18 protein-coding genes, 1 tRNA gene, 1 other RNA gene and 1 pseudogene are annotated in these 20936 nt (G+C 56.4%); 4 read left to right on the top strand and 17 right to left on the bottom strand.

Features of this window, described 5'->3' with window-relative positions:
* Window positions 1-2: 2 nt before the first annotated feature.
* Window positions 3-2756 carry a type I DNA topoisomerase gene (topA, locus tag NOR51B_RS10860; RefSeq protein ID WP_009021608.1) on the bottom strand — a complete coding sequence of 918 codons (2754 nt, stop codon included), beginning with the start codon at window positions 2754-2756 and terminating at the stop codon, window positions 3-5.
* A 166-nt stretch (window positions 2757-2922) separates the two neighbouring features.
* Window positions 2923-3363 carry a hypothetical protein gene (locus NOR51B_RS10855; RefSeq protein WP_009019699.1) on the bottom strand — a complete coding sequence of 147 codons (441 nt, stop codon included), beginning with the start codon at window positions 3361-3363 and terminating at the stop codon, window positions 2923-2925.
* Window positions 3364-3450: 87 nt separating this feature from the next.
* Between NOR51B_RS10855 and NOR51B_RS10850 the strand changes: the two genes are divergently transcribed.
* Complete coding sequence (locus NOR51B_RS10850) at window positions 3451-3888, top strand: universal stress protein (RefSeq protein WP_009019713.1); 438 nt, start codon at window positions 3451-3453, stop codon at window positions 3886-3888.
* Window positions 3889-3920: 32 nt separating this feature from the next.
* Here NOR51B_RS10850 and NOR51B_RS10845 read toward each other — a convergent pair whose 3' ends face one another.
* Window positions 3921-4136: a glutaredoxin family protein gene (locus NOR51B_RS10845; protein ID WP_040482034.1), complete on the bottom strand. Its 216-nt coding sequence runs from the start codon at window positions 4134-4136 to the stop codon at window positions 3921-3923.
* A gap of 74 nt (window positions 4137-4210) precedes the next feature.
* Here NOR51B_RS10845 and NOR51B_RS10840 point away from each other — a divergent pair, with 74 nt between their 5' ends.
* On the top strand, window positions 4211-4963 hold the full coding sequence (locus NOR51B_RS10840) for a TrmH family RNA methyltransferase (protein ID WP_009020943.1): 753 nt from the start codon (window positions 4211-4213) through the stop codon (window positions 4961-4963).
* 72 nt (window positions 4964-5035) lie between these two features.
* Here the strand turns inward: NOR51B_RS10840 and NOR51B_RS10835 are convergent, their stop codons facing one another.
* From NOR51B_RS10835 to NOR51B_RS15410, 11 genes and pseudogenes are all read right to left on the bottom strand, one after another.
* Complete coding sequence (locus NOR51B_RS10835; protein WP_009020164.1) at window positions 5036-6211, bottom strand: vWA domain-containing protein; 1176 nt, start codon at window positions 6209-6211, stop codon at window positions 5036-5038.
* 9 nt (window positions 6212-6220) lie between these two features.
* Complete coding sequence (locus tag NOR51B_RS10830; protein WP_009021106.1) at window positions 6221-7066, bottom strand: AAA family ATPase; 846 nt, start codon at window positions 7064-7066, stop codon at window positions 6221-6223.
* 68 nt (window positions 7067-7134) lie between these two features.
* Window positions 7135-7452 (bottom strand): hypothetical protein, encoded by a 318-nt coding sequence (locus tag NOR51B_RS10825; protein WP_009019329.1) that lies wholly within the window; start codon window positions 7450-7452, stop codon window positions 7135-7137.
* Window positions 7453-7475: 23 nt separating this feature from the next.
* Window positions 7476-7730 (bottom strand): YcgL domain-containing protein, encoded by a 255-nt coding sequence (locus NOR51B_RS10820; RefSeq protein ID WP_009019804.1) that lies wholly within the window; start codon window positions 7728-7730, stop codon window positions 7476-7478.
* Complete coding sequence (gene rnd / locus NOR51B_RS10815; RefSeq protein WP_009020147.1) at window positions 7727-8845, bottom strand: ribonuclease D; 1119 nt, start codon at window positions 8843-8845, stop codon at window positions 7727-7729. The genes NOR51B_RS10820 and rnd overlap by 4 nt, the downstream gene beginning before the upstream one ends.
* Complete coding sequence (recR, locus tag NOR51B_RS10810) at window positions 8842-9447, bottom strand: recombination mediator RecR (RefSeq protein ID WP_009021336.1); 606 nt, start codon at window positions 9445-9447, stop codon at window positions 8842-8844. Before recR ends, rnd begins: the two co-directional genes overlap by 4 nt.
* 14 nt (window positions 9448-9461) lie before the next feature.
* Window positions 9462-9779 carry a YbaB/EbfC family nucleoid-associated protein gene (locus NOR51B_RS10805; protein WP_009019949.1) on the bottom strand — a complete coding sequence of 106 codons (318 nt, stop codon included), beginning with the start codon at window positions 9777-9779 and terminating at the stop codon, window positions 9462-9464.
* 8 nt (window positions 9780-9787) lie between these two features.
* Window positions 9788-11557: a DNA polymerase III subunit gamma/tau gene (gene dnaX, locus NOR51B_RS10800; RefSeq protein WP_040482561.1), complete on the bottom strand. Its 1770-nt coding sequence runs from the start codon at window positions 11555-11557 to the stop codon at window positions 9788-9790.
* A 54-nt stretch (window positions 11558-11611) separates the two neighbouring features.
* Window positions 11612-11708, bottom strand: an RNA gene (gene ffs / locus NOR51B_RS15260) — signal recognition particle sRNA small type.
* Between the two features lie 216 nt (window positions 11709-11924).
* Window positions 11925-14048: a choice-of-anchor U domain-containing protein gene (locus tag NOR51B_RS10795; protein ID WP_009021512.1), complete on the bottom strand. Its 2124-nt coding sequence runs from the start codon at window positions 14046-14048 to the stop codon at window positions 11925-11927.
* A 237-nt stretch (window positions 14049-14285) separates the two neighbouring features.
* Window positions 14286-14425: pseudogene (locus NOR51B_RS15410) on the bottom strand (IS3 family transposase); the annotation flags it as partial.
* Between the two features lie 281 nt (window positions 14426-14706).
* On the opposite strand from NOR51B_RS15410, the gene NOR51B_RS10790 reads away from it, so the two are divergent.
* Window positions 14707-14783, top strand: a tRNA-Arg gene (locus tag NOR51B_RS10790).
* Between the two features lie 188 nt (window positions 14784-14971).
* Here the strand turns inward: NOR51B_RS10790 and NOR51B_RS10785 are convergent.
* The 3 genes from NOR51B_RS10785 to NOR51B_RS10775 all read right to left on the bottom strand — a co-directional run bounded on the left by NOR51B_RS10785 (window position 14972) and on the right by NOR51B_RS10775 (window position 18870).
* Window positions 14972-16753: an amidohydrolase gene (locus NOR51B_RS10785; RefSeq protein WP_009018877.1), complete on the bottom strand. Its 1782-nt coding sequence runs from the start codon at window positions 16751-16753 to the stop codon at window positions 14972-14974.
* A 429-nt stretch (window positions 16754-17182) separates the two neighbouring features.
* Entirely contained in the window at window positions 17183-17779 is a 597-nt protein-coding gene (locus NOR51B_RS10780; RefSeq protein ID WP_009018941.1) for a DUF4136 domain-containing protein, read from the bottom strand.
* 296 nt (window positions 17780-18075) lie between these two features.
* Entirely contained in the window at window positions 18076-18870 is a 795-nt protein-coding gene (locus tag NOR51B_RS10775) for a ThuA domain-containing protein (protein ID WP_009020453.1), read from the bottom strand.
* Window positions 18871-19104: 234 nt separating this feature from the next.
* On the opposite strand from NOR51B_RS10775, the gene NOR51B_RS10770 reads away from it, so the two are divergent.
* A complete protein-coding gene (locus NOR51B_RS10770; RefSeq protein ID WP_009019128.1) occupies window positions 19105-20844 on the top strand; it encodes an amidohydrolase in 1740 nt (579 codons plus the stop codon).
* The last annotated feature ends 92 nt before the right edge of the window (window positions 20845-20936 follow it).

Below are 20936 nucleotides of genomic sequence, written 5' to 3'. Positions count from 1 at the left end.
GCTCAGCTATCGGTTGCGTCCGCGGCGACCGCCGGGTCTGCCTGGTCCACAGATGGTTTGGCGGCGCTTTTCTTGGCAGACTTTTTCTTCGCTTTGGCCTTGGCCGCTTTCTTCTTCGGCTTGGCTTTCGCCGACCCTTCCGGGATCCAGCGACCGTCGTTGAAGAAGGCCTTCCACCCCGTCGCCTTGCCGTCAACCTCGGTCATGACATACTGCTCTTTGGTCTTTCTGCTATAGCGAATCTGGCTTCGGTTCCCCGCATCATCTTTCACCGGAGCGTCAAAAAGAAAGGTGTACTTGGGGTCAATCTCACCCCTGTGCGGGAGAATTTCGTCAACATAGGGCGGACGCGTTTCCCGATTCTTCGGGAACTTACTCGCGGCGAGAAACATGCCCGAGGCACCGTCACGCAACACATAGGTATCGTCCACCTTGGCGCACTCGAGCTCGGGCATGGGAACCGGGTCCATCTTCGGCGGGGCCACTTCTCCATTGCGCAGCAGCTTGCGGGTGTTCTTGCACTCCTCTGCGGTGCAGCCAAAGTATTTGCCAAAACGACCCGTCTTCAACTGCATTTCGGCGCCACATTTGTCGCACTCGATAATAGGCCCGTCGTAGCCCTTGATCTTGAATCGACCGGTCTCGACCTCGTAACCCGGGCAGTCGGGGTTATTACCGCAGACGTGGAGTTTGCGCTCTTCGTCGATCAGGTAGCTGTCCATGGCGGCATTGCACTTTGGACAGCGGTGCTTGGTTAACAGCAAACGAGACTCCGCCTCGTCATCGGCATCAGCGCTCACCACCTCATCGCCGGGGATCAGGTTGACCGTGTGCTTGCAGCGCTCCTTGGGCGGCAGCGCATACCCCGAGCAGCCGAGAAAAACACCGGTACTGGCGGTTCGAATCTGCATCGAGCGCCCGCACTTTTCGCAGGCAATTCCCGTAGGTGTCGGATCATTAGCCTGCATACCACCCGGCTCAGGCTGGGCAGCGCCTTCGAGTTTGCTGCGGAAATCCGCGTAAAAACGATCGAGTAACTGTTTCCAGCTCAGCTCACCGTCGGCAACACGGTCGAGTTGCGCTTCCATCTCTGCGGTAAAACCATAATCCAGCAGGTCGCTGAAGGATTGCTGCAGTCGCTGGGTCACGATATCGCCCATCTTCTCCGCATAGAAACGCTTGTTCTCCAGCCTGACATAGCCGCGGTCCTGTATGGTCGATATAATCGACGCATACGTTGAAGGCCGGCCAATCCCCTTCTTTTCAAGCTCTTTCACCAGGCTCGCCTCACCGAAACGCGCGGGTGGCTTGGTAAAGTGCTGCTTTGGATCCAGCGATTTCAATCCCAGTACATCGCCCTCGGCAAAAGGCGGCAGCACGGCGTCATCTCCCTTTTTCGCCATCGGGGACTGGACACGGGTATAACCATCGAATTCGACGATGCGGCCCCGGGCTGTCAATTCGTAATCCGCTGCGGCAACAGTGACCGTCGTCGACTGGTACCTCGCCGGCGTCATTTGACAGGCCACAAACTGACGCCAGATAAGCTCATAAAGCCGCTCGGCATCCCGCTCCATCCCTTTGAGCTGACCCTGCAGTACGCCAACCTCCGAGGGACGAATCGCCTCGTGGGCCTCCTGCGCGCCCTCCTTCGCGGAATAACGGATGGGGGACTCGGGAAGATAGGCCGCGGGGAATTTGCCCTTGATGTAATCCCTGCAACTGGCGATCGCATCGGCGCTCAGATTGGTGGAGTCCGTACGCATGTAAGTGATGTAGCCGGCTTCGTAAAGCCGCTGGGCCATGGTCATCGTCTTTTTCACGCTAAAGCCGAGCCGAGTACTCGCCGCCTGCTGCAGGGTCGAGGTAATAAAGGGCGCCGGCGGCTTGGAGCTGGTTTTTCGAGCCTCCAGGGCACTGACTTTGTAGTCGGCGTCCCTCAGGCTCGCCACCGCGGCCATGGCCTCGGCTTCCTCTTTGGGAGCAAACTTTTTGCCCTGGTAACGCTTTACTTCAAAGGCAATGGGATCGCTCTTCTCGCGCAGCAGATGAGCGTGTACCTCCCAGTACTCCTCGGGAACAAACGCCCGGATCTCGCGCTCGCGTTCGACCACCAGGCGCACGGCGACCGACTGGACCCTGCCCGCAGAGAGACCGCGGGCAATTTTTGCCCAGAGTAACGGAGAGACCTCAAAGCCCACCACGCGGTCAAGAAAACGGCGCGCCTGCTGCGCATTGACGCGATTGGTATCCAACTGCCCGGGGTGCTCAAAGGCGGCCTGGATGGCCTTCTTCGTGATCTCATTGAAAACCACGCGCTGATAGCGGCTGATATCGCCCCCGATCGCCTCCTGCAAATGCCAGGCAATCGCCTCACCCTCCCTGTCCAGGTCAGTCGCGAGGTAGATGGCATCGCTGGATTTGGCGAGCTTCTTGAGCTCATTGACGACCTTTTCCTTACCCGGCAACACCTCATAGCGCGCACTCCAGTCATCGTCCGGGTCAACACCCATGCGACGAACCAGCTGATCGCGCTTTTTCCTGGCCTGGTACTTCTGCTTTTCCTCCGGCGCCATTTTACGGGTGATCGCGGCCTGCGCAGCGCGCTCCTTGGGATCGCTGGTTGCCCCACCACCGGATGTCGGCAGGTCCCGAATATGGCCCACACTGGACTTCACAATGAAGTCGGAGCCAAGGTACTTATTAATCGTCTTCGCTTTGGCGGGTGATTCAACAATGACCAGTGATTTGCCCATAATGGCTGTTATTAACTCCGAAACAGTGGCAACACGGCTCTGGCTTATCCAGATACCGTCGTTTTTCTAGCGCCCGCCGATGGCGAGGGAGCGCAGTTATATAGCCCGAGTTTGGTCCGGGTCAAGCCGCAGCCGAACGCGTTCGCCTATTTAAGCAGTAACGCACTTACCCCGCCGTCTGCAAGCGATCAATAAAACCAGCAATGCTTTCCACGGCTTCTGCATCGCCCTTTTCATCCCAAAAAATCGTTATCTGTTCGGGACTTAGCGACACTATTTGGGCGCCGGGAGGTAAGTCCTCCAAACCCTCCGGGATACGCAGGTCAACTTCCCGACACTGCCAACCCTGTTCGCCTTTTATAAAAACCCGGGGCTCCGCAACCGTGTCCATCGCCTCGGGGAAGCGCCGCTGATACCCCACAAGTTCCGTTGGCATCACGCCGAACCGGGGAGGTACCGACGGGGGCGGTCGCAAGGTAACGGTGAGCTCGTGGGATCGCGCCACATCGCGCTGCGCTGCGAGGTAGCGTTGTCGCTTCGAGGGCATCGCCGATAGCAGCGGGCCAATAATGACCCCCAGGGCAAGAAATACAATAATGTAGACCACGCCAATCCCCCGGCATTATCGACTGAAAGCATGGCATCCGCGCCAAGTCGGCGCTAAGCTACCGGAAAAACCAGGGAATGCCTAACCATGTCCTACAAAACCATTCTGGTCGCAGTCGATCTCGGTGAAACGTCAGCGGACGTTGTGCGCAAAGCCAGCGCCATGGCGACCACCTACGGTGCGCAGCTGCATGTGCTCCATGCCGTAGAGCCACTGAGTATCACCTATGGCGGCGATATACCTATGGATTTCTCATCGATACAGGACGAAATCTATCAGCAGGCCGATGAGCAGCTGGATCGATTCTGCGCCGAACTCGGTATTACCGAAGCCCAGCGACACCTTGTCGTCGGCCGACCCGAAAATGAGATTCCCGAGACCGCCAAGGCCCTCGAGGCCGATTTGATTGTCGTAGGAAGTCATGCACGCTTTGGCTTGGCCGTGTTGCTCGGCTCCACCGCAGACGGGGTTTTACACGGAGCGGCCTGTGATGTTCTGGCGATACGCGTAAAACGGCCCGACTGACTGACCCTCCCGGGAACTGGCGGGACGGCCGCCTACCCATGAAACCGGCGCAGCGCCGTGGCATCGAATGGCCAGCCCAACTCATTCCCCGCGTCATCCGCAACGACCGGAATACGCACCCCATAGCGCTCAATCAACTCGGGATCCTCGGCAATATCCACCGGTGTAAATGGAATCGCCTCGGCGTCCAAAATAGCCTCGGCATGCTCGCACAAGTGACAACCTGGAGTGGTGTAAAGCCGCAGCATAGTGTTTTCTCCTTCGACAACGCTTCGATCTGCCGAACCACGTCGCGCCGCGCCTTTGATCCCGTGATGCACTCGTGAAGCCAGACCACTTTGAAAAATTACTGGTACTGTACGGCAGAAAGCCCGTGTTGGAAGCGCTGATGGACGCATCGCTGGACTGCCGGACCCTGCATCTGGCATCGAGTAACCGTAGTGCCGGTATTTTGAAGGAGATTGTTGACTACGCAAAGTCCCGCGACATCCTGATCCGAGAACATACCCGAGAAGCACTCGGTCGACTGTCCAAAAATAAGAAGCAGGATCAGGGAGTGGCCCTCGATATTCGCTGCCCAAGCTTCATGTCCATCGAGCAGTTTCTGTCGGCACCTATCGACAGCGCTACCCGGGTGCTCGCTCTCGATGGGGTGACCAATCCACAGAATGTCGGCATGATTATTCGCTCGGCCGTCGCCTCCGGGATTGGCGGCATTCTGTATCCGCGCAAGGGTGTTGCCAGCCTGGGTCCTCTGGTCATCAAGGCTAGTGCGGGGACACTCTTCAAAGCACCGATCATCAGCTGCGAGACGCTTGCCCCCGCCCTGCGGCAATGTCTGGAAAATGGTCTCGACATTGTCGCCCTCGACGGCGCCGCACCCGACTCCTTGTTCGGAGATCGACCCTCCCGCGCCGCGGTCTACGTTCTCGGTGGGGAGACCCATGGTGTCTCTGACGCCACCCGTTCGCTCGCTACGCGAAGCTTGTCCATTCCAATGGCTGGCGGTGTCGAATCACTGAATGTGGCTGTAACCGCGGCGCTGATCGGCTACGCCGCGCAGATCGCCCCGTGATGATGATCCACCAAACCGACTAAGGGACATGATCTGTCCGTCCAGCGTCTGCCGGGCTTGCTTTGTCCTGGGTCATTTCGAGAGAAATGACATGCCCTGCTCCAGACCATCCAGCGTCAACGGATACATCTGATCTTCCATCAGTTGTCGTGTGATGCCTATCGACTGGGTGTATTGCCAGTCTTCCTGATGGGTCGGGTTGATCCAGATACATTTCTCGTAGGTGTTTCGGAGGCGCTGCAGCCACACCTGTCCGGGTTCGTCATTCCAGTGCTCCACCGAACCGCCCGGCTGAACAATCTCGTAGGGGGACATGGAGGCATCGCCGACGATAACCACTTTGTAATCGTGCCCGTATTTGTGCATCACATCGAGCAGCGGTGTCCGCTGGGCATGTCGCCGGACATTATTCCGCCACACACTCTCGTAGAGAAAGTTGTGAAAATAAAAATGCTCGAGATGCTTGAACTCGCTCCTCGCGGCTGAAAACAGCTCCTCGCAAACTCGCACATGGGGGTCCATCGAGCCACCCACGTCGAGAAATAGCAGCACCTTAACCGCATTGTGCCGCTCGGGTACCATTTTGATATCGAGATAGCCGGCATTTCGGGCGGTCGAAGAGATGGTGTCATCCAGGTCGAGCTCATCGGCGGCGCCAGTGCGGGCAAACTTTCGCAGTCGACGCATGGCGACCTTGATATTTCGGGTACCGAGCTCAACGCTGTCATCGAGATTACGGAAGTCCCGACGATCCCATACCTTTACCGCGCGCTGGTTTTTACCATTGGGCCCAACGCGAATCCCCTCCGGGTGATACCCCTCCTGACCAAACGGCGAGGTGCCCCCGGTTCCGATCCACTTGTTGCCGCCCTGGTGGCGCTTCTTCTGCTCATCAAGTCGTTTCTTGAACTCTTCTATGAGCTTTTCGAGGCCGCCGAGGGATTCAATTTTGTCGCGCTCTTCCTGCGAGAGTTGCTTCATAAACTCACTGCGCAACCAATCTTCCGGGATCATCGCCTCGATGATGTCATCGAGCCCCTCAAGATCCCGAAAATGAAGTCCGAAGGCGCGATCGAAGCGATCAAAGTACTTTTCATCCTTTACCAGAACCGTCCGGGACAAGAAGTAGAAATCATCCATATCGGCAAACGCGAGCCTGGCTTCCATCGCCTTGAGAAGGTCGAGCAACTCCCGCGGGGTTACCGGAACCCCTGCATCTTTCAGCCCCTGAAAAAAATTAACCAGCATGAGAGGGCCTCAGCGGTTTTCCCGGCGGTGCATGAAGGCCAGGCGCTCGAGCAACTGAACGTCCTGCTCATTTTTCAATAACGCGCCGTACAACGGCGGAATGGCCTTCGACTGATCGCGGTTTTTCAATACTTCATCGGGGATGTCGTCGGCTAGTAAAAGCTTGAGCCAGTCGATCAACTCGGAGGTCGATGGCTTTTTCTTGAGCCCCGGTATCTCGCGCAAATCGAAGAAGGTCTCCATCGCTTCGGCCACCAGGTTTTGCGAGATTCCGGGATGGTGCACGTCGATAATCGCGCGCATGGTCGCTTTATCGGGGAAGTTAATGAAGTGGAAAAAACAGCGACGCAGAAACGCGTCAGGAAGCTCTTTCTCATTATTCGAAGTAATCACAATAATCGGTCGATGCCGAGCGCGTACCACTCGCCCGGTTTCGTAAACATAAAACTCCATGCGATCGAGCTCGACGAGCAAATCATTGGGGAATTCGATATCGGCTTTATCGATCTCATCGATAAGCAGCACCGCCTGCTCTTCAGACTCGAAGGCCTCCCACAGTTTTCCCTGTTTTATGTAGTGCCCAATATCCTGTACCCGATCATCCCCCAGCTGGGAGTCACGCAGCCGGGACACCGCGTCGTACTCATACAAACCCTGCTGGGCCTTTGTGGTGGACTTGATATGCCACTGGATAAGGGGCTTGCCCAGTCCCGCCGCGATCTCCTCGGCCAGCATGGTCTTCCCGGTCCCGGGTTCACCCTTGATGAGCAGGGGCCGCTGCAGCGTGACCGCGGCATTCACCGCCATGCGCAAATCGTCGGTCGCTACGTAGCGTTCAGTTCCTTCAAATTTCATGATGATCTCTTCGTCCGTTTCATTAAGCGTTGTTCGATGTGTGCCGTTTAGTGCCGAGAAAGCCCCGGTTATTCTTCGATCGAGGACCGTCGCCCCCAGACCAGGTGATAGATCAGCCCCAACACGAGCGCCGCTATCACACCGAGCGCCAGTGTCAGGAAAGGCACCGAGGCCGCGTCCCAGCCGCCTGCAAAGAGCAGATTAAACACAGCCACAATCGAGGCCGGGGCCAGAGTGGTCGCGTCCTCGCTGGGATAGGCAGGCACCAGGGCCAACGCCGCCAACACCAGGAGCAGGAAGCGACGCGGCGTGGCGGGCCAGTTGGACAGTAGCCAGAAGCGCAGCAACAACAGACAGCCCGTGCCCGCCAGCACATAAATGACCATTGCTACCACATACGACTGCGCGGTCAGCATCGTTCGTCGTCCTCCAGCGGAGGCGGTATCTGCAGAAAAAAGCCCTGCTCCTCGATCGCTGCGAGCACCTGGGCGCCGGAGAACCGCGCCAGGGTACGATCCGGGGTCAGGCGCATCGACAACACAGGAGATAGCTCGCCCAGACCCGCCGTCAATGCCTCAGGCAGCGTCTCCAGATCATGCCCCTGTGCGACATAAATATAGGTGTCGGTGCGCTTCGCTGACTTTAGAACCTGAACGAGCTTCATTTCGCACCTTCTTGATTTTTAACGGCTTCACTGATAAATCGAAGCGGTTTTACGATGGCGCCATCACGCCATCCCTGCCAGTGGCTCGGCACCTCGATCGAGTCACCGCACAACTCCCTGGCGAGCAATTCGGCATCCCGTTTGGGGAAGAGAATCTCCGGGCTTAGTCGCAGCTCACTGGCGCGATTTTCGATGGCCTGGGCAAGCACCTTGGCCATTCGCTTTTGCGTGCCGGATAAGGGCTGGGCAACCGGCTCGGGGGGCTTCGACGACGCATCGCGACGCGCGGCGGCTATGAGTGCGAGTAAAGCTTTACCCTGGCGTCGCACCACGCCCTCTGACATCCCCTCGAGCCCGGCCAATTGATCAAGGCGCTCGGGCAGGGCACGGACGATCTCGTTGATGACTTTATCGTGAAGAATCCAGTTGCGGGGCCTATCCCGCTCCCTGGCCTGCTGTTCGCGCCAGTCCAGGAGCCCGTACAGCACGGCGAGCGCCTCCGGCTGCAATTTCCACGCGTTTCTGAATTTGGCCAGAGGGCCGCGGCCACCCACCGACACCCCTTCGCCCTCTTCCAGAATCCACTCGAGGCGTCCCTGCGTTCCCGCATCACCCAACAATCGCGAATACACATCAACGAGATACGTGACGTCCTGGGCGGCGTAGCGACACTGGGCGGACGTTAACGGCCTGACCAGCCAGTCTGAGTTGGTCTCATCCTTATCGAGACTGACCTGACACACCGCTTCCACCAATTTGGCGTAGGACAAGCCAAACCCGTATCCCAGTAGCGCCGCCGCTTTCTGGGTATCGAACAAGGGCGACGGCAGAACACCGAGCCAGGCCTGAAACACCTCAAGGTCTTCCCCGGCGCTGTGTAACACCTTGGTCAGCGTGGACTTCTGCAAAAGTTCCGCCAACGGCCCTGTGTCGGTCAGCGGCAATGGGTCAATCAACCAGACCTGGTCGGCGGTGGCTATCTGCACCAGCGCGACTTCTGGCCAGAAAGTATCCCGGCGTCTGAATTCCGTATCGATCGCCACAAAATCGCCATCGATCACCTGCGCTACGACCTCAGCCAGGCCACGGTCGGAGTCAACCCATTCCCAGCTCATTGCTCTGCCACCCGCGTCCGACCGCTTAGCGCATGGGCAAGCGTGGTGGCATCGGTAAACTCCAGTTCGCCGCCCAGCGGAACACCGTGGGCGATCTTGCTGATGGTCACTCCGGCGGAGCGGGCTTGTTGAGCAATGTAATACGCCGTAGTCTCGCCCTCCACAGTGGGGTTGGTGGCGAGAATAACCTCCGCCAAATCGCCCTCGTGGAATCGGCTCGCAAGCTCAGTCAGACCTATCTCCTCGGGACCAATGCCGTCGATCGGTGACAGGTGTCCCATCAGTACAAAAAAGACGCCGCGGTAACTGCCACTGTGCTCGATCGCCATAACATCAGCGGGGGTTTCCACCACACACAACAACGCCTGATCACGACGCGGATCGGCGCAAATCTCGCACACCGGCAATTCGGTAAAGTTGCGGCAACGCTGGCATCGCCCGACCCGCTCCAGTGCGGTAGTCAACGCCTGCGCCAGGAGGGCAGCACCCTCCCGATCGCGCTCAAGCAGCGTCAGGGTCATGCGTTGCGCCGACTTGGGTCCAACACCCGGGAGACACCGCAATGCCTCAATCAACGCCTCAATAGAAGGGCTTAATTTCATTTATTTTCAATCACTTAAAAAGGCATCTTGAAGCCGGCAGGGAGGTTAATTCCGCCCGCGGCCTCGGCCATTTTCTCCTGCGACGCGGCCTGGGCCCGCTGTACCGCATCATTAACCGCCGCCGCAAGCAGGTCCTCAAGCACCTCTCGGTCCTCGTTGAGCACGCTGGGATCCACCGTCACTCGCACCACCGATAGCGCACCGGTCATGCGCACTGTCACAAGACCAGCACCGGCCTGCCCCTCTACCTCAATCTGTTTCACGGCCTCCTGGGCGGCTGCCAACCCCTGCTGCATCTGCTGGGCCTGCTTCATCAAATCATTAATTTTCATTTCAATCGTCAGCCTGTTTTTGGTGGCTCAATGCTACCGACTATTACCTCGGCATCAAAATCAGCGAGAAAAGTCGTGAGCACCGGATCTTCTGCGAGAGCGTCTTCCGCCGCCTTCTGCCGGGCGGCCTCGAGCTCCGCCCGTCGCGCCGCGGGCGTCGCCGCCCCAACCACACCCACCTCAACCTCAATGGTCACCGGCGGTTGCAGGTGGGCATTAAACTGCTCTTCGATAGCCGCGACATGGCGCTCGTTGAACAGTCCGGCATTACTCTGATCGAGGACAAAGGAGAGTGTACGGCCGCTGACGGATCTCAGCTCGCAATGCATGGCAATGTTTTCAGCGATGCCTCTCAGCGCCAGATCGTCAAAAAAAGCGGGCCACTCGGCCGGTGCGGGCAAATCAGCGGCCACCCTGGGGGGCTCTAAGGGCTCTGACTCTGCTGGTCCGGGCTGTGGATTCGATGTCGGCGCATCCACCACGGGGTCGATCGGTGCCGGTATCGCGTCAGCCTTCTCAGGCTGATCCGCGACAACCCGGGGGGCCAAACGGACTGGGGGACGAAGTTCTTCGTGAGTCAGCGATGGCGCCGAACCCGAGGTCTCGATGGCACCCGCCCCCACGGAGTCCACCGGCGGCACCGGTGGCTCAGTCTTTTTTGGCGGCGGCACCTCGTGGGCGTCGCTGATCACCTCAGCGGGCCGAAACGCGATCATCCGCAGCAGCACCATCTCCAGCGCCGCCCGAGGATCCGGCGAGCGCTGCACCTCCGGCCGCCCGGCAGCGGCAAACTGATAAAAGAGCTGCACTTCATCAACGGTGGTGCTGGCCGCCACTTTCGCAATCCGCTCCGACTGGCTCGCGGTGGGGTCGGCGGCATCGGGCACCCACTGGGCAATCGTCACCTGGTGTAGTACTGAAGCAAGGTCATCTAGAGTAGCCACGTAATCCGGCGCATGACTGGCGATTTGTTCAATAACTGCGAGCAATGTCTTTGGGTCGTTGTCGAGAATGGCATCGAGGACATCGAGCACGCGAGCGCGATCAACAGTGCCGAGCATGGCGCGCACATCGCTCTCGGCGAGGCCGCCATCGCCGAATCCAATGGCCTGATCCGTGAGACTCAAGGCATCACGCATTGACCCTTCGGCGGCGCGTGCCAATAAGGCGAGTGAACCGTTATCAAAGGCGACCGACTCTTCCTCGAGCACCTTGCCCAGATGGGCAACAATCTCCTCGGGAACCATATTTTTCAGATTGAACTGCAGGCAGCGCGACAGCACGGTCGCCGGAAGTTTCTGCGGATCGGTGGTCGCCAAGAGGAATTTGGCATGGGGCGGTGGCTCTTCGAGGGTCTTAAGCAATGCATTAAAACTGTGGCCCGAAAGCATATGCACTTCGTCAATGAGGTAAATCTTGAAACGAGAACGGGTCGGTGCATAGAGCACGTTCTCGAGCAGCTCGCGGGTGTCCTCCACCTTGGTTCTCGAGGCCGCATCGACCTCCAGCAAATCAACGCTGCGTCCTTCTGCAATCTCCAGGCAGGAATCGCAGGTTCCACAGGGTGTGGAACTGACGCCCTGATCACAGTTAAGGCATTTGGCGAGAATCCGGGCGACGGTGGTCTTGCCAACACCCCGGGTGCCGGTAAACAGGTAGGCGTGGTGCAGGCGGTCGTTATCAAGCGCGTTCACCAGAGCGCGCAGCACATGCTGCTGACCGACCATCTCCTGGAAATTGCCGGGCCGCCACTTACGGGCGAGAACCTGATACCCCATTCGCTTACCGGTGTCCTGGCTGGCCTTGGCGGCACGGCCTTTAAATGGAGGTAGCCCGGACAGCCACACCCCGGCACCCGAGTCGGTAATTACCGTTGCTCCCTTCCGGGCCTGGCGGGGTTCACTACCTATCGCTGCGAGGGGACCATCCGGACCACCATTGCGCCCTGCAAAAGCAGAGGGCGCGTAGTGTGTCGAAATACCGGGAAAGACGCAAGCGGCGCACAGCTTTAAGGGATTGTCACGCACCTGCTCAGGGCGGCTAAATGACACCAAAACTGCGGGCCAATGCCAGACCGATCGTTTCCACACGGTCTTCTCACAACCCGGAAATAATGGGGCTGATCGCCCAGCCCACTAACCCGGATTAGCGCTTGCGCCTGATCAGCAGGCCCAACCCTGCAATTAGCCCACCCAACAGCAGCAGACCAAAGCCGCCCAAAGCAGGAACGGGTCTTGCTGGGGCGCCGGGGGTAGTGGGGTTAGTAGCTGAAGGCACCGCTGTTGCAACCGGATCAACAATCGTGCCATTGGCAACGCCGTCAGAATCCAGAGGCCCACCGTCGGTGACGGTGTAGCGCACGGAATTTCCTGAAACGACGGCACCGGGGATTTCCGACCAAACGCCACCGGCGGAAACCTTGTACGCGACGCTGCCATCGGGCAGTGGGTCGCCGAACTGCGCGATAACTTCGACCGGGCTTCCACACCCCTCGATAGTGAACGCAAGCTGGAGCGGTCCGGCTGGGCCGGGTGCATTGGTAGTATCGGGAGCGCTGGATGCGACGCTGTTAATTTGGCATCCCGGCGACGCGCCGACCACGCTCAAGCCAACGCGAGTCCCACCGGCATCACCGTTATCACCGATGCCATCGTTGTCACTATCGGTGTCCTCTGTGGGATCATCTGGAAAAGCATCACTATCGTTGGGCGTGCCGTCACCATCATCATCTGGAAGGGGTACCGCTGTTGCAACCGGATCAACAATCGTGCCATTGGCAATGCCGTCAGAATCCAGAGGCCCACCGTCGGTGACGGTGTAGCGTACGGAATTTCCTGAAAGGACGGCACCGGGGATTTCCGACCAAACGCCACCCGCGGAAACCTTGTACGCGACGCTGCCATCGGGCAGTGGGTCGCCGAACTGAGCGATAACTTCGACGGGGCTTCCACATCCTTCGATAGTAAACGCAAGCTGAAGCGGTGCGACTGGGCCGGGCGCATTGGTAGTATCGGGAGCGCTGGATGCGACGCTGTTGATTTGGCATCCCAGCGACGCGTCGACCACGCTCAAGCCAATGCCAGTCCCACCGGCATCACCGTTATCACCGATGCCATCGTTGTCACTATCGGTGTCCTCTGTGGGATTATCTGGAAAAGTATCGTTACCGTTGGGCGTGCCGTCGCCATCATCATCTGCATTGGGGTCAACGATGGTAATCGTCAATCGACCCGGGTTGCTTCCTCCCCATTTCCAGATGTATTCACCGGGAACCGCCTGGAGATTAACAAGGAGGGACTCGTCGCTGAAGGTGCTGGAAGCGCTAATTGGGTCACCCGAGCTGTAGCCGCTGGGCAGGATTAGTTGCGCTCCCCGCCCGGTGGAAGTTGCTCTGTCGGATTCTGTGACGCCAGCGCCTCCTCCACCTGAGGATGAGTCTCCGGGGGTAAAAAAGTTCGCACTACGCGGTCGATTCGCGGTCGGCGGAATGCCGTATTGGGTGCAGTCTCCAACACACGGCCCGGTAACGCTTTCGAAGAGCCTACCGTTAGCGATGGAGCCTCTCCAGAACATTCCGTTTGCTGAACTGGCGAGGGTGTAGAGGGTGGGGTCTAACAACGTGAGCTCTGTGATGTCAGCCGACCCCGTCGCGGTGGCGACCACGTCATTACCGACCTGCTCATAGGTGACGTTGAGTTCACTGGTTTCTGCGGAAGGGTCAACAATGAAAAGCGTCAGGGAATCCGGGTTGGCGTTGCCCCATTCCCACGTATAAGTACCCGGGCGTAGACTGAGCGAGGCGATGGTCTGATTATTGAAAGTAGCGCTCGAATTAATGGGGTTGGGTTCGTCGAAAGCGCCGCCGTAGTCAGGGGGTAGAAAGAGAATGGCTTCAGATCCCCCCACCTGTAAGCCAACCGCTCCCCCCGTCGCAGAATCAGCCGCCAGAGAGGGAAACAGGTCGCCGGCAATGTAGAAATTGGCGGGAACTGCAGGGATGCGGTACTCGGACGCGTCAAGGGCACTGTTGCCCACTATGATTGCCCCCGAAACGACTCCGCTATCATCTTGATGGAACAGGTTAGGATCTAAATCTGACTGGGAGGACAGCGCTAAATCCGTAAAGAGAGCGGAACCGACTGCAGTGACTACAACGTTGTCACCGACTTCTTCGATAGTGATGAAGACCTTGGCCTGGGTTACGGTTGCGGTGGTCAGGAAAACGAAGAAAAGAAAAAACGGTGCAAGGCTGAGTAATCGGTGAGGCATTTGTTGATGTCCTGTCAATGCTCGTAACTGGTGAGCAGATTACATGGAAGGCAGTTGGAAGCAAGGGTTGCGCTCACATCGATGGCCGGTCGTCAGCGCGAACTCCTTTTTCTTTAACGCTCCTGGCCTCTGCGCGGGCTTCAGCAAAATCGCAGAGTTGAATCGCACCGGGTCTATTGGAGACCGTTTTGTTCAAGTCAGGATGCACACCGGGCTCACTCAGTGGCTCATAATGTGCCAAAGCCCTTTCCGGCTAATCACTTCAGTTTTGAAAAGGCCGATCACGCTTTCAGCCATCGCATTATCGTAGGAGCCCCCTTGCGACCCGACAGACGGTTCAAAGCGAGGCTTTCGGTGTAACGGATCGCCAGGATCTGGCCGTCGCTATATCTGGATTTGCGCATAAAAAATTCATTTGATTCAACGTAAAAGAATTTCCTACGAATGACTGTTCTGGTTCGTTGGAAGAATTACACCTCCAGTACAACGTCTAGGGCATCCAATACTTCCCACAGGTCTTCGGTTAAGACGGTAGTTCACTGGCCGTCATTTTCGGTTACGTCGCTCATGCCCTACCCCGCCGCGAGATTCTTCAATGACCCAAAAAAAATTGCAGGATGATGACCACTTAATCCCAATAGGCTAGAATCCGCGCCACGCCCCGATAGCTCAACTGGATAGAGCATCGCCCTTCTAAGGCGGCGGTTGCAGGTTCGAATCCTGCTCGGGGTGCCAAATTATCCGCAAACATGGCAGAACAAGCGTCTATGCGGAGTAAAAACTGGCTCTCCCCAGTTACAGTGGGGTGGACCGGTTTTCACTAAACCCTGTTGATGATGAAGAGTCTAAAAACTGCCTTCTAGGCTGGCGGTTGCAGGTTCGAGCCCTGCCGGGCGGACCACTCTTAAAGCGTTGTGGCCAATCTAGCCATCAAAATCCGGCCATTCTCCCTGCACCAGCGTGCCATCGAACACCACAGCTGTCGGTACAATTTCGCTGATCCTGGATGGATCCATAGAAAACAGATCTTCATTTAGAATGATGAAATCGGCTTTTTTCCCGGCTGTGAGTGACCCCAGATCAGATTCGGTTCCCAGCTGTATCACGCCGCCCATGGTGTACCCCTTCACCATGGTCTCACGACTCAATTGCTCGTACTTTGGGCCGCTTGCGGGGTCATCGGGCCCAGCTTCTCTGCCTTTCCTGGTATGTCCCACCTGAATGCCCGTAAACGGACTGGCGGAATGATCGGCCCATTCGCTGGGGAAATACACATCGCTGGAGAAGTTCACGGTGGCGCCAGCTCTTATAAGCTCAGCCACAGGATAAGGGTGTTTGGCGCGCTCCCCGAGCGCCTCTGAGTAATAGGGCTGATCGTAGGAATGCCATGCCGGGGTAAATTGGCCGATCACATCCAACTCGGCGTAGCGTGCAAAGTCCGCTGCGTCGACCACTTGTAGATGAGTGATGGCTACAGTGATGCCGAGGGGTCTTCCCAGCTGCGTTCGCGCGGCTTCGACGGCATCGAGCACTGTTCGTGAAGACTGGTCGCCCAACGCGTGCACATGCAAATTAAAGCCGGCTTGATCCACCTCGATAACAAGCGTTGTCAGCGTGTCCACGCCGAACAGACTTCCGCCCCTGTTGCCGGGTGTATCGTTGTAGTCTTGCAACATATGAGCGGTGCGGGTTTCTACCACCCCATCGAGGAAAATTTTCAAGGTGTCAATTTTCAGGTTTTCTGAATTGTAGGACGCGGCCAATCGCTTGAGCTCTTCCACTGCCGTCTCGGACTGACCGGGCAAAAATACCGTGTAAGCGCCGTGGTAGCGCAGGGGCAGCGCACCACGTTCATCCAGCCCCTTTACGGCACGATACACCTCTTCATCGAGTCCAAAATTACCCGCATCGAGCAAGCTGGTGACACCCCGACTGCTTAGGTAATTAATGAAATCAGACAAAATGGCGGTTTCAGACTCTCCCATATCGAAGAAGCGGTTGATGAACAACGTGGCCGCGGATTCGGTGATGTAACCCGTGAGTTCACCCTTCTCATCCCGTTTGTAATAAGCCACATCGGGCAAGGGATCGACCGGGTCTTCACCTATTCCGGATGCCTCCAGCGCTCGGGAATTGACCCATAGACTGTGCATGGTGATGTCGTAAATGAGCACCGGTCGCTCAGATTCCAACGCATCCAGCTCCTTCCGGCTTGGGCCATCGGTCCCGAAAAAGCGGTTGTCCCAACCAATGGCATAGACAATGTCCTGATCGGCATTTTCCGCCAGCAAGGTTTTTATATCCTCTATCTGATCCGCGCGGCTTGCAGCCTCTGGCAGATCAATCAGCCGGTTATAGATTGCAAGATACCCAGGATGGGTATGGGCATCGACCAGGCCGGGAAGAATCAACTTCCCCGCGAGATCCACAGTGACTGTGCTGTCAGCAACGAAAGGCGCTACGCCCTCTTCGTCGCCGACATACACAATACGGTCGCCATTGATCGCCATTGCGGACGCAAGCGGCACCCCCTCATCAGAAGTGAAAATCCTGGCCCCCACAAAAACATGGGACGCTGAGTTCTCCGCCACTGTTTGATCCGCTGACGGACCTGATGACTGCTCGCGAGCCTGCTCTGGCTCACAGGCAAGCAGAGAAAAAGCGGCACAGAACAGCAAGATGTTACAAAAGGGAAATTTACGCATGCGCAAAACCAAAGCCTCTAGGAAATGTTCAACACCCAGTGTACGAGCTAATTGCTGAGGTGAGAAACCGATCGAAAAAGAGTTTGAAATCAGTTAACCACTACAGTCGGGTTTTTTGGGCTCTTATGATGAGTTTGGGCGTGGTCGCGACGTTGCCGTGACCCTTAGGCTGACACCGAAACATGCCGACATGGGCGACCAGGTCCCGTGGAGTAAGCACAATCAGGAGACCGAATCTACGGAAGCATCAATCCTATCACCTGACCTCAAAGGCCTTTCAAACTAGGACGAATCCAAACACGGGTTGAACCGACATTCTCAGCGCTCGGTTGATGATGAGGAGCCATGCGTTCAGATGACTAGAGCCTCAGCGAGGTTTCGGCTTGCACGTTACCCGCACGGCTTCGATTTTGAAAGCTCAGCCGGAACTTAGAGCACCTGAGGGAGCGATGAAAGCCCTTTGTGTATCGCTTTCCGCACTTCCTCATCGTCTATGCGATTGGCGTTTTCGACGACGATGCTCATTTGAACCTGCCACAGCACATCGTTTGTCATCGCATCAAAGAACAGAAGCGTGATATCTCCGGTTTCAACAATGCCGCTGAGCGCATAGGCATTGTCGGCTGATGCGCCATCAATCTCTCGATTGGCGGAACTACCATACAACAGGTCATTCGAGCCGCCGTGTACCAGCTGTCCATCGTTGTGCCCGGATGCCACCAAATACTCGACGAGAAATTCGGCATCGTCTTTTTCAATACGCTGATAACCCAACTCGGTCATTTTTTCTTCCAAAGCCGCACGAATATAGGGGCTTTTCTGGGGAAGTATGTCCTTGCTCGACACCTCTGATGAGGGGGGCGCGCTGCGCCAGGCATAGGTGGTATAGCCTGTTGCTACAAAAGTATCAGTAGCCTCGGGGTTGACGTCAATGCCGCTGCAGGCGCTCATTGAAAATATTGTGAATACCGCCAAAAAACGAAGTGTTAAAAATGGCTTGAGCAGACGATAGGACGTGATCTGCATAGGGTATCCAGAAATAAAATAAGGCGCGAGCGAGGTTACCAAATATTTTACTGAAATTGCGATGTCGGTATCTCAGTTATCTAGATCTATTATCCAGACTCACCCTCGATGAAAGTGTAGCGTTATCGAAAGCATCGCCCCTAAAGGCGTCCCGGTTTCAGATCTCTACTTACCACTACCGGCATTGACGCTGGATCAGGGAATAAACGGCACCACTTAAAATGACATTCCGCTCCACACTGACTAGGAATCGGTGTTGGAGATATCCAATCCCTGTTTGTCTGCCCGCCTGCCTGTTAATTGGGTGCCACCCACCGGACTGCATTCTCAACCAATCTTGCATAGTTGCTATCGCGATAGGCGGTGGGGCCATCACCGGGCTGTAAATAGACAACCGAACTGTTACCCGCTTGCCGACACCAGCCAATCAGCGATGAGCCCGGCACGTGATCCCAGTCGTCATTGCAAAACATGCGTCCGTTCACCGCGTGGTGGGCGGAATAAAAATGATCGCGACTGAATTCGTAACTACTCGCCAACAGCGGCGTAACGTCGTCTTCGAAGACCTCGGCGAGATAGAGCTCGTCGGTCACGGTAAATTCGGCTTCAACGCCCTGGGTCACCGGGTGGCCTCTATCGAGCACGAACACGGTATGCGTGACCTCATGACGATAACCGGAATCGAGCACCGGTCTACCTCGGCAATTTGTCGGCGCGTAAAAAAATCGTCCGCCGACAACCTCGCCATACTCGGGCCACAGTGGCCAGCCGGCGAGCGCGTGGTGCAGAAACACCATGCCCATGCCACGCTCCAGCAACCCAGCGAAACCCCCGCGCAAGCGGTCACAGGGTTCGATAAAACCCGGAGGCTGGGTGCTGAAGTCAATACCCGGCATATCGTAAAAAAGTAGCGCATCCCACTCCGCGGCCGCACCCGTGGCAATCAGCACCTCGGTTGCCGGCTGCTCGACAATAGTCGGGGCAATGCCCTCAAAGGACTCGAGCATGGCTGCGAACGCGTCACGCTCATAAGGGTGCCCCTTCACCGAAACCAAGAGCTTGAAGGGACTTTGATAGTCAATAATGCCCAATTGCGACTTCCTTTCTGCGGCGAGTCTTCAATCAGAGCCACCTTCTAGCAATCGGCGCTAACTCGCAAGCCAATCTGAGTGGCGTCACATTGCCAGACTTAACTTTAGACCTTCCCCAGACTTCTACTTCCTTTTCAAGAAATGCGGTGGATAATCTACATCTGATCCTAAGACGAACCTATTGACCGAGTCATGACGTCGAAAAGACCTTAAAAATCGTGTGAGACACTCAATATGAAGCTATTCGGTCTAAAAACTGCAGCGACCCTCTTTTGTATCGCGTGCGTTGGTTTATTTTCGGCGTGCGAGCAGGAACGCGCACCACCCCAAGAACAGGCCAATGAACCACCTGCGAGGCAACTGTATTTCGGTGGTGACATTCTTACCATGCAGGGCGAAGAACCTGCCTATGTCGAAGCGCTCGTTGTTGATGCGGATAAAATTACTTTTGCCGGCGACCTCTCTGAAGCAGAAAAAAAATTTCCTAATGCCCAGACAGTCGACTTGGGTGGCAAAACGCTGCTGCCCGGACTAATTGATGGTCACGCGCATTTTTCCGCTTTTGGTGTGCAAGCCATCGGCGCTCAAATTCTACCCCCGCCGGACGCAGGCGCTAACGATATCCCCACGCTTATCAACATTCTTAGGGAGTGGAGTACCCCCGAGAACAGGGCCTTAACCGGCTGGATTTTCGGGATGGGTTTCGATGACTCTGTGCTCGAGGAGAAGCGCTTTCCCACCAAGCACGACCTGGACAAAGTCTCCAGGGAGTTCCCGGTAATGATCGTTCACATCTCAGGTCATTTTGCTGTGGTCAATTCCAAGGGATTGGAGAAACTGGGCTACGACACCAATACCCAAGACCCTGAAGGGGGGCTTATACGACGAGAAAACGGGAACGAGCCCAATGGTGTCTTAGAAGAATTAGCGGCGATACCCCATCTGATCACGGCGATCGCTCCAGCCAGCAGACAGGCTGCGGACCGGTTTTTTGAAGCCGGTCAGACTATGGCTTTGTCCTATGGCTATACCACGGCTCAAGACGGGAGGACTATGGAATCTGCCCACCAACAAATGGTCGATGCCGCAAATTCGGGACAGCTCAAACTCGATGTTGTCAGCTATGTTGATTACACCGCTGTTGATGAACTCATGGCGAGCGAGTGGAATAGTAAACAGTACAGTAATCACTACCGAATCGGCGGCATGAAAGTCACGCTCGATGGATCGCCCCAGGGAAGGACCGCCTGGAGGACCATTCCCTATTTACTACCCCCTGATGGCGCAGACGCGAATTACAAAGGGTATCCCGCCATTCCTAACGACGAGACCTTGCGCGCGATCTACGAGAAAGCCTACAAAAATAATTGGCAGGTATTAACGCACGCCAATGGAGATGCTGCGGCAGACCAACTACTGAGGACTCTGCGTTCGCTGGAAAAAGACTATAGCCATGCGCAAAGACGCGATGTGATTATTCATGGGCAATATCTGCGCGAAGACCAACTGGACGACGCGAAGGATTTAAATTTAATGGTATCTCTGTTCCCGTTGCATACCTATTACTGGGGTGACTGGCACAAGCAAATTATCGGTGAGCGTTTAGGTAATAAAATAAGCCCTACCCGCACGGCTTTGGATAAAGGCGTCAAGATTACCATCCATACCGATGCGCCGGTTGCCTTACCCAATCTGATGCGAATGATGGGAATCTCTGTAGAACGTAAATCGCGATCCGGTCGGGTTATTGGAGCCAACGAAAAAATCACTGCCTATGAGGCGCTCCAGGCCATAACCCGCTGGTCAGCCTACCAGCACTTTGAAGAGGACACGAAAGGGACCCTGGAAGCCGGCAAGCTGGCTGACCTGGTCATCCTTGATAAGAACCCGCTCAAGGTTCCGGAAGAAGACATCAAGAACATCGTTGTATTGGAAACCATCAAGGAAGGACGGACCGTTTACACAAAACAGTAAAACGTGAAAACTATTTCCACCTGTTGTATTTAGCAATAGTTGCGGACTCACTAGGGTTGGCAAGAATCCAACGTTCAACATAGGCAAACACA

Source organism: Luminiphilus syltensis NOR5-1B, assembly GCF_000158175.1.
GTDB classification, from domain to species: domain Bacteria; phylum Pseudomonadota; class Gammaproteobacteria; order Pseudomonadales; family Halieaceae; genus Luminiphilus; species Luminiphilus syltensis.
The sequence above is the reverse complement of the archived record's forward strand: the minus strand, read 5'-3'. Positions and strand labels throughout refer to the sequence as shown.

What these genes read in the sequence shown, in the direction of transcription:
- topA (WP_009021608.1), bottom strand. Translation starts at nt 2,756, where the DNA reads ATGGGCAAATCACTGGTCATTGTTGAATCACCCGCCAAAGCGAAGACG.
- NOR51B_RS10850 (WP_009019713.1), top strand. Translation starts at nt 3,451, where the DNA reads ATGTCCTACAAAACCATTCTGGTCGCAGTCGATCTCGGTGAAACGTCA.
- NOR51B_RS10845 (WP_040482034.1), bottom strand. Translation starts at nt 4,136, where the DNA reads ATGCTGCGGCTTTACACCACTCCAGGTTGTCACTTGTGCGAGCATGCC.
- NOR51B_RS10835 (WP_009020164.1), bottom strand. Translation starts at nt 6,211, where the DNA reads ATGCTGGTTAATTTTTTTCAGGGGCTGAAAGATGCAGGGGTTCCGGTA.
- NOR51B_RS10830 (WP_009021106.1), bottom strand. Translation starts at nt 7,066, where the DNA reads ATGAAATTTGAAGGAACTGAACGCTACGTAGCGACCGACGATTTGCGC.
- NOR51B_RS10825 (WP_009019329.1), bottom strand. Translation starts at nt 7,452, where the DNA reads ATGGTCATTTATGTGCTGGCGGGCACGGGCTGTCTGTTGTTGCTGCGC.
- NOR51B_RS10820 (WP_009019804.1), bottom strand. Translation starts at nt 7,730, where the DNA reads ATGAAGCTCGTTCAGGTTCTAAAGTCAGCGAAGCGCACCGACACCTAT.
- rnd (WP_009020147.1), bottom strand. Translation starts at nt 8,845, where the DNA reads ATGAGCTGGGAATGGGTTGACTCCGACCGTGGCCTGGCTGAGGTCGTA.
- recR (WP_009021336.1), bottom strand. Translation starts at nt 9,447, where the DNA reads ATGAAATTAAGCCCTTCTATTGAGGCGTTGATTGAGGCATTGCGGTGT.
- NOR51B_RS10805 (WP_009019949.1), bottom strand. Translation starts at nt 9,779, where the DNA reads ATGAAAATTAATGATTTGATGAAGCAGGCCCAGCAGATGCAGCAGGGG.
- dnaX (WP_040482561.1), bottom strand. Translation starts at nt 11,557, where the DNA reads ATGGGGTATCAGGTTCTCGCCCGTAAGTGGCGGCCCGGCAATTTCCAG.
- NOR51B_RS10795 (WP_009021512.1), bottom strand. Translation starts at nt 14,048, where the DNA reads ATGCCTCACCGATTACTCAGCCTTGCACCGTTTTTTCTTTTCTTCGTT.
- NOR51B_RS10785 (WP_009018877.1), bottom strand. Translation starts at nt 16,753, where the DNA reads ATGCGTAAATTTCCCTTTTGTAACATCTTGCTGTTCTGTGCCGCTTTT.
- NOR51B_RS10780 (WP_009018941.1), bottom strand. Translation starts at nt 17,779, where the DNA reads ATGCAGATCACGTCCTATCGTCTGCTCAAGCCATTTTTAACACTTCGT.
- NOR51B_RS10770 (WP_009019128.1), top strand. Translation starts at nt 19,105, where the DNA reads ATGAAGCTATTCGGTCTAAAAACTGCAGCGACCCTCTTTTGTATCGCG.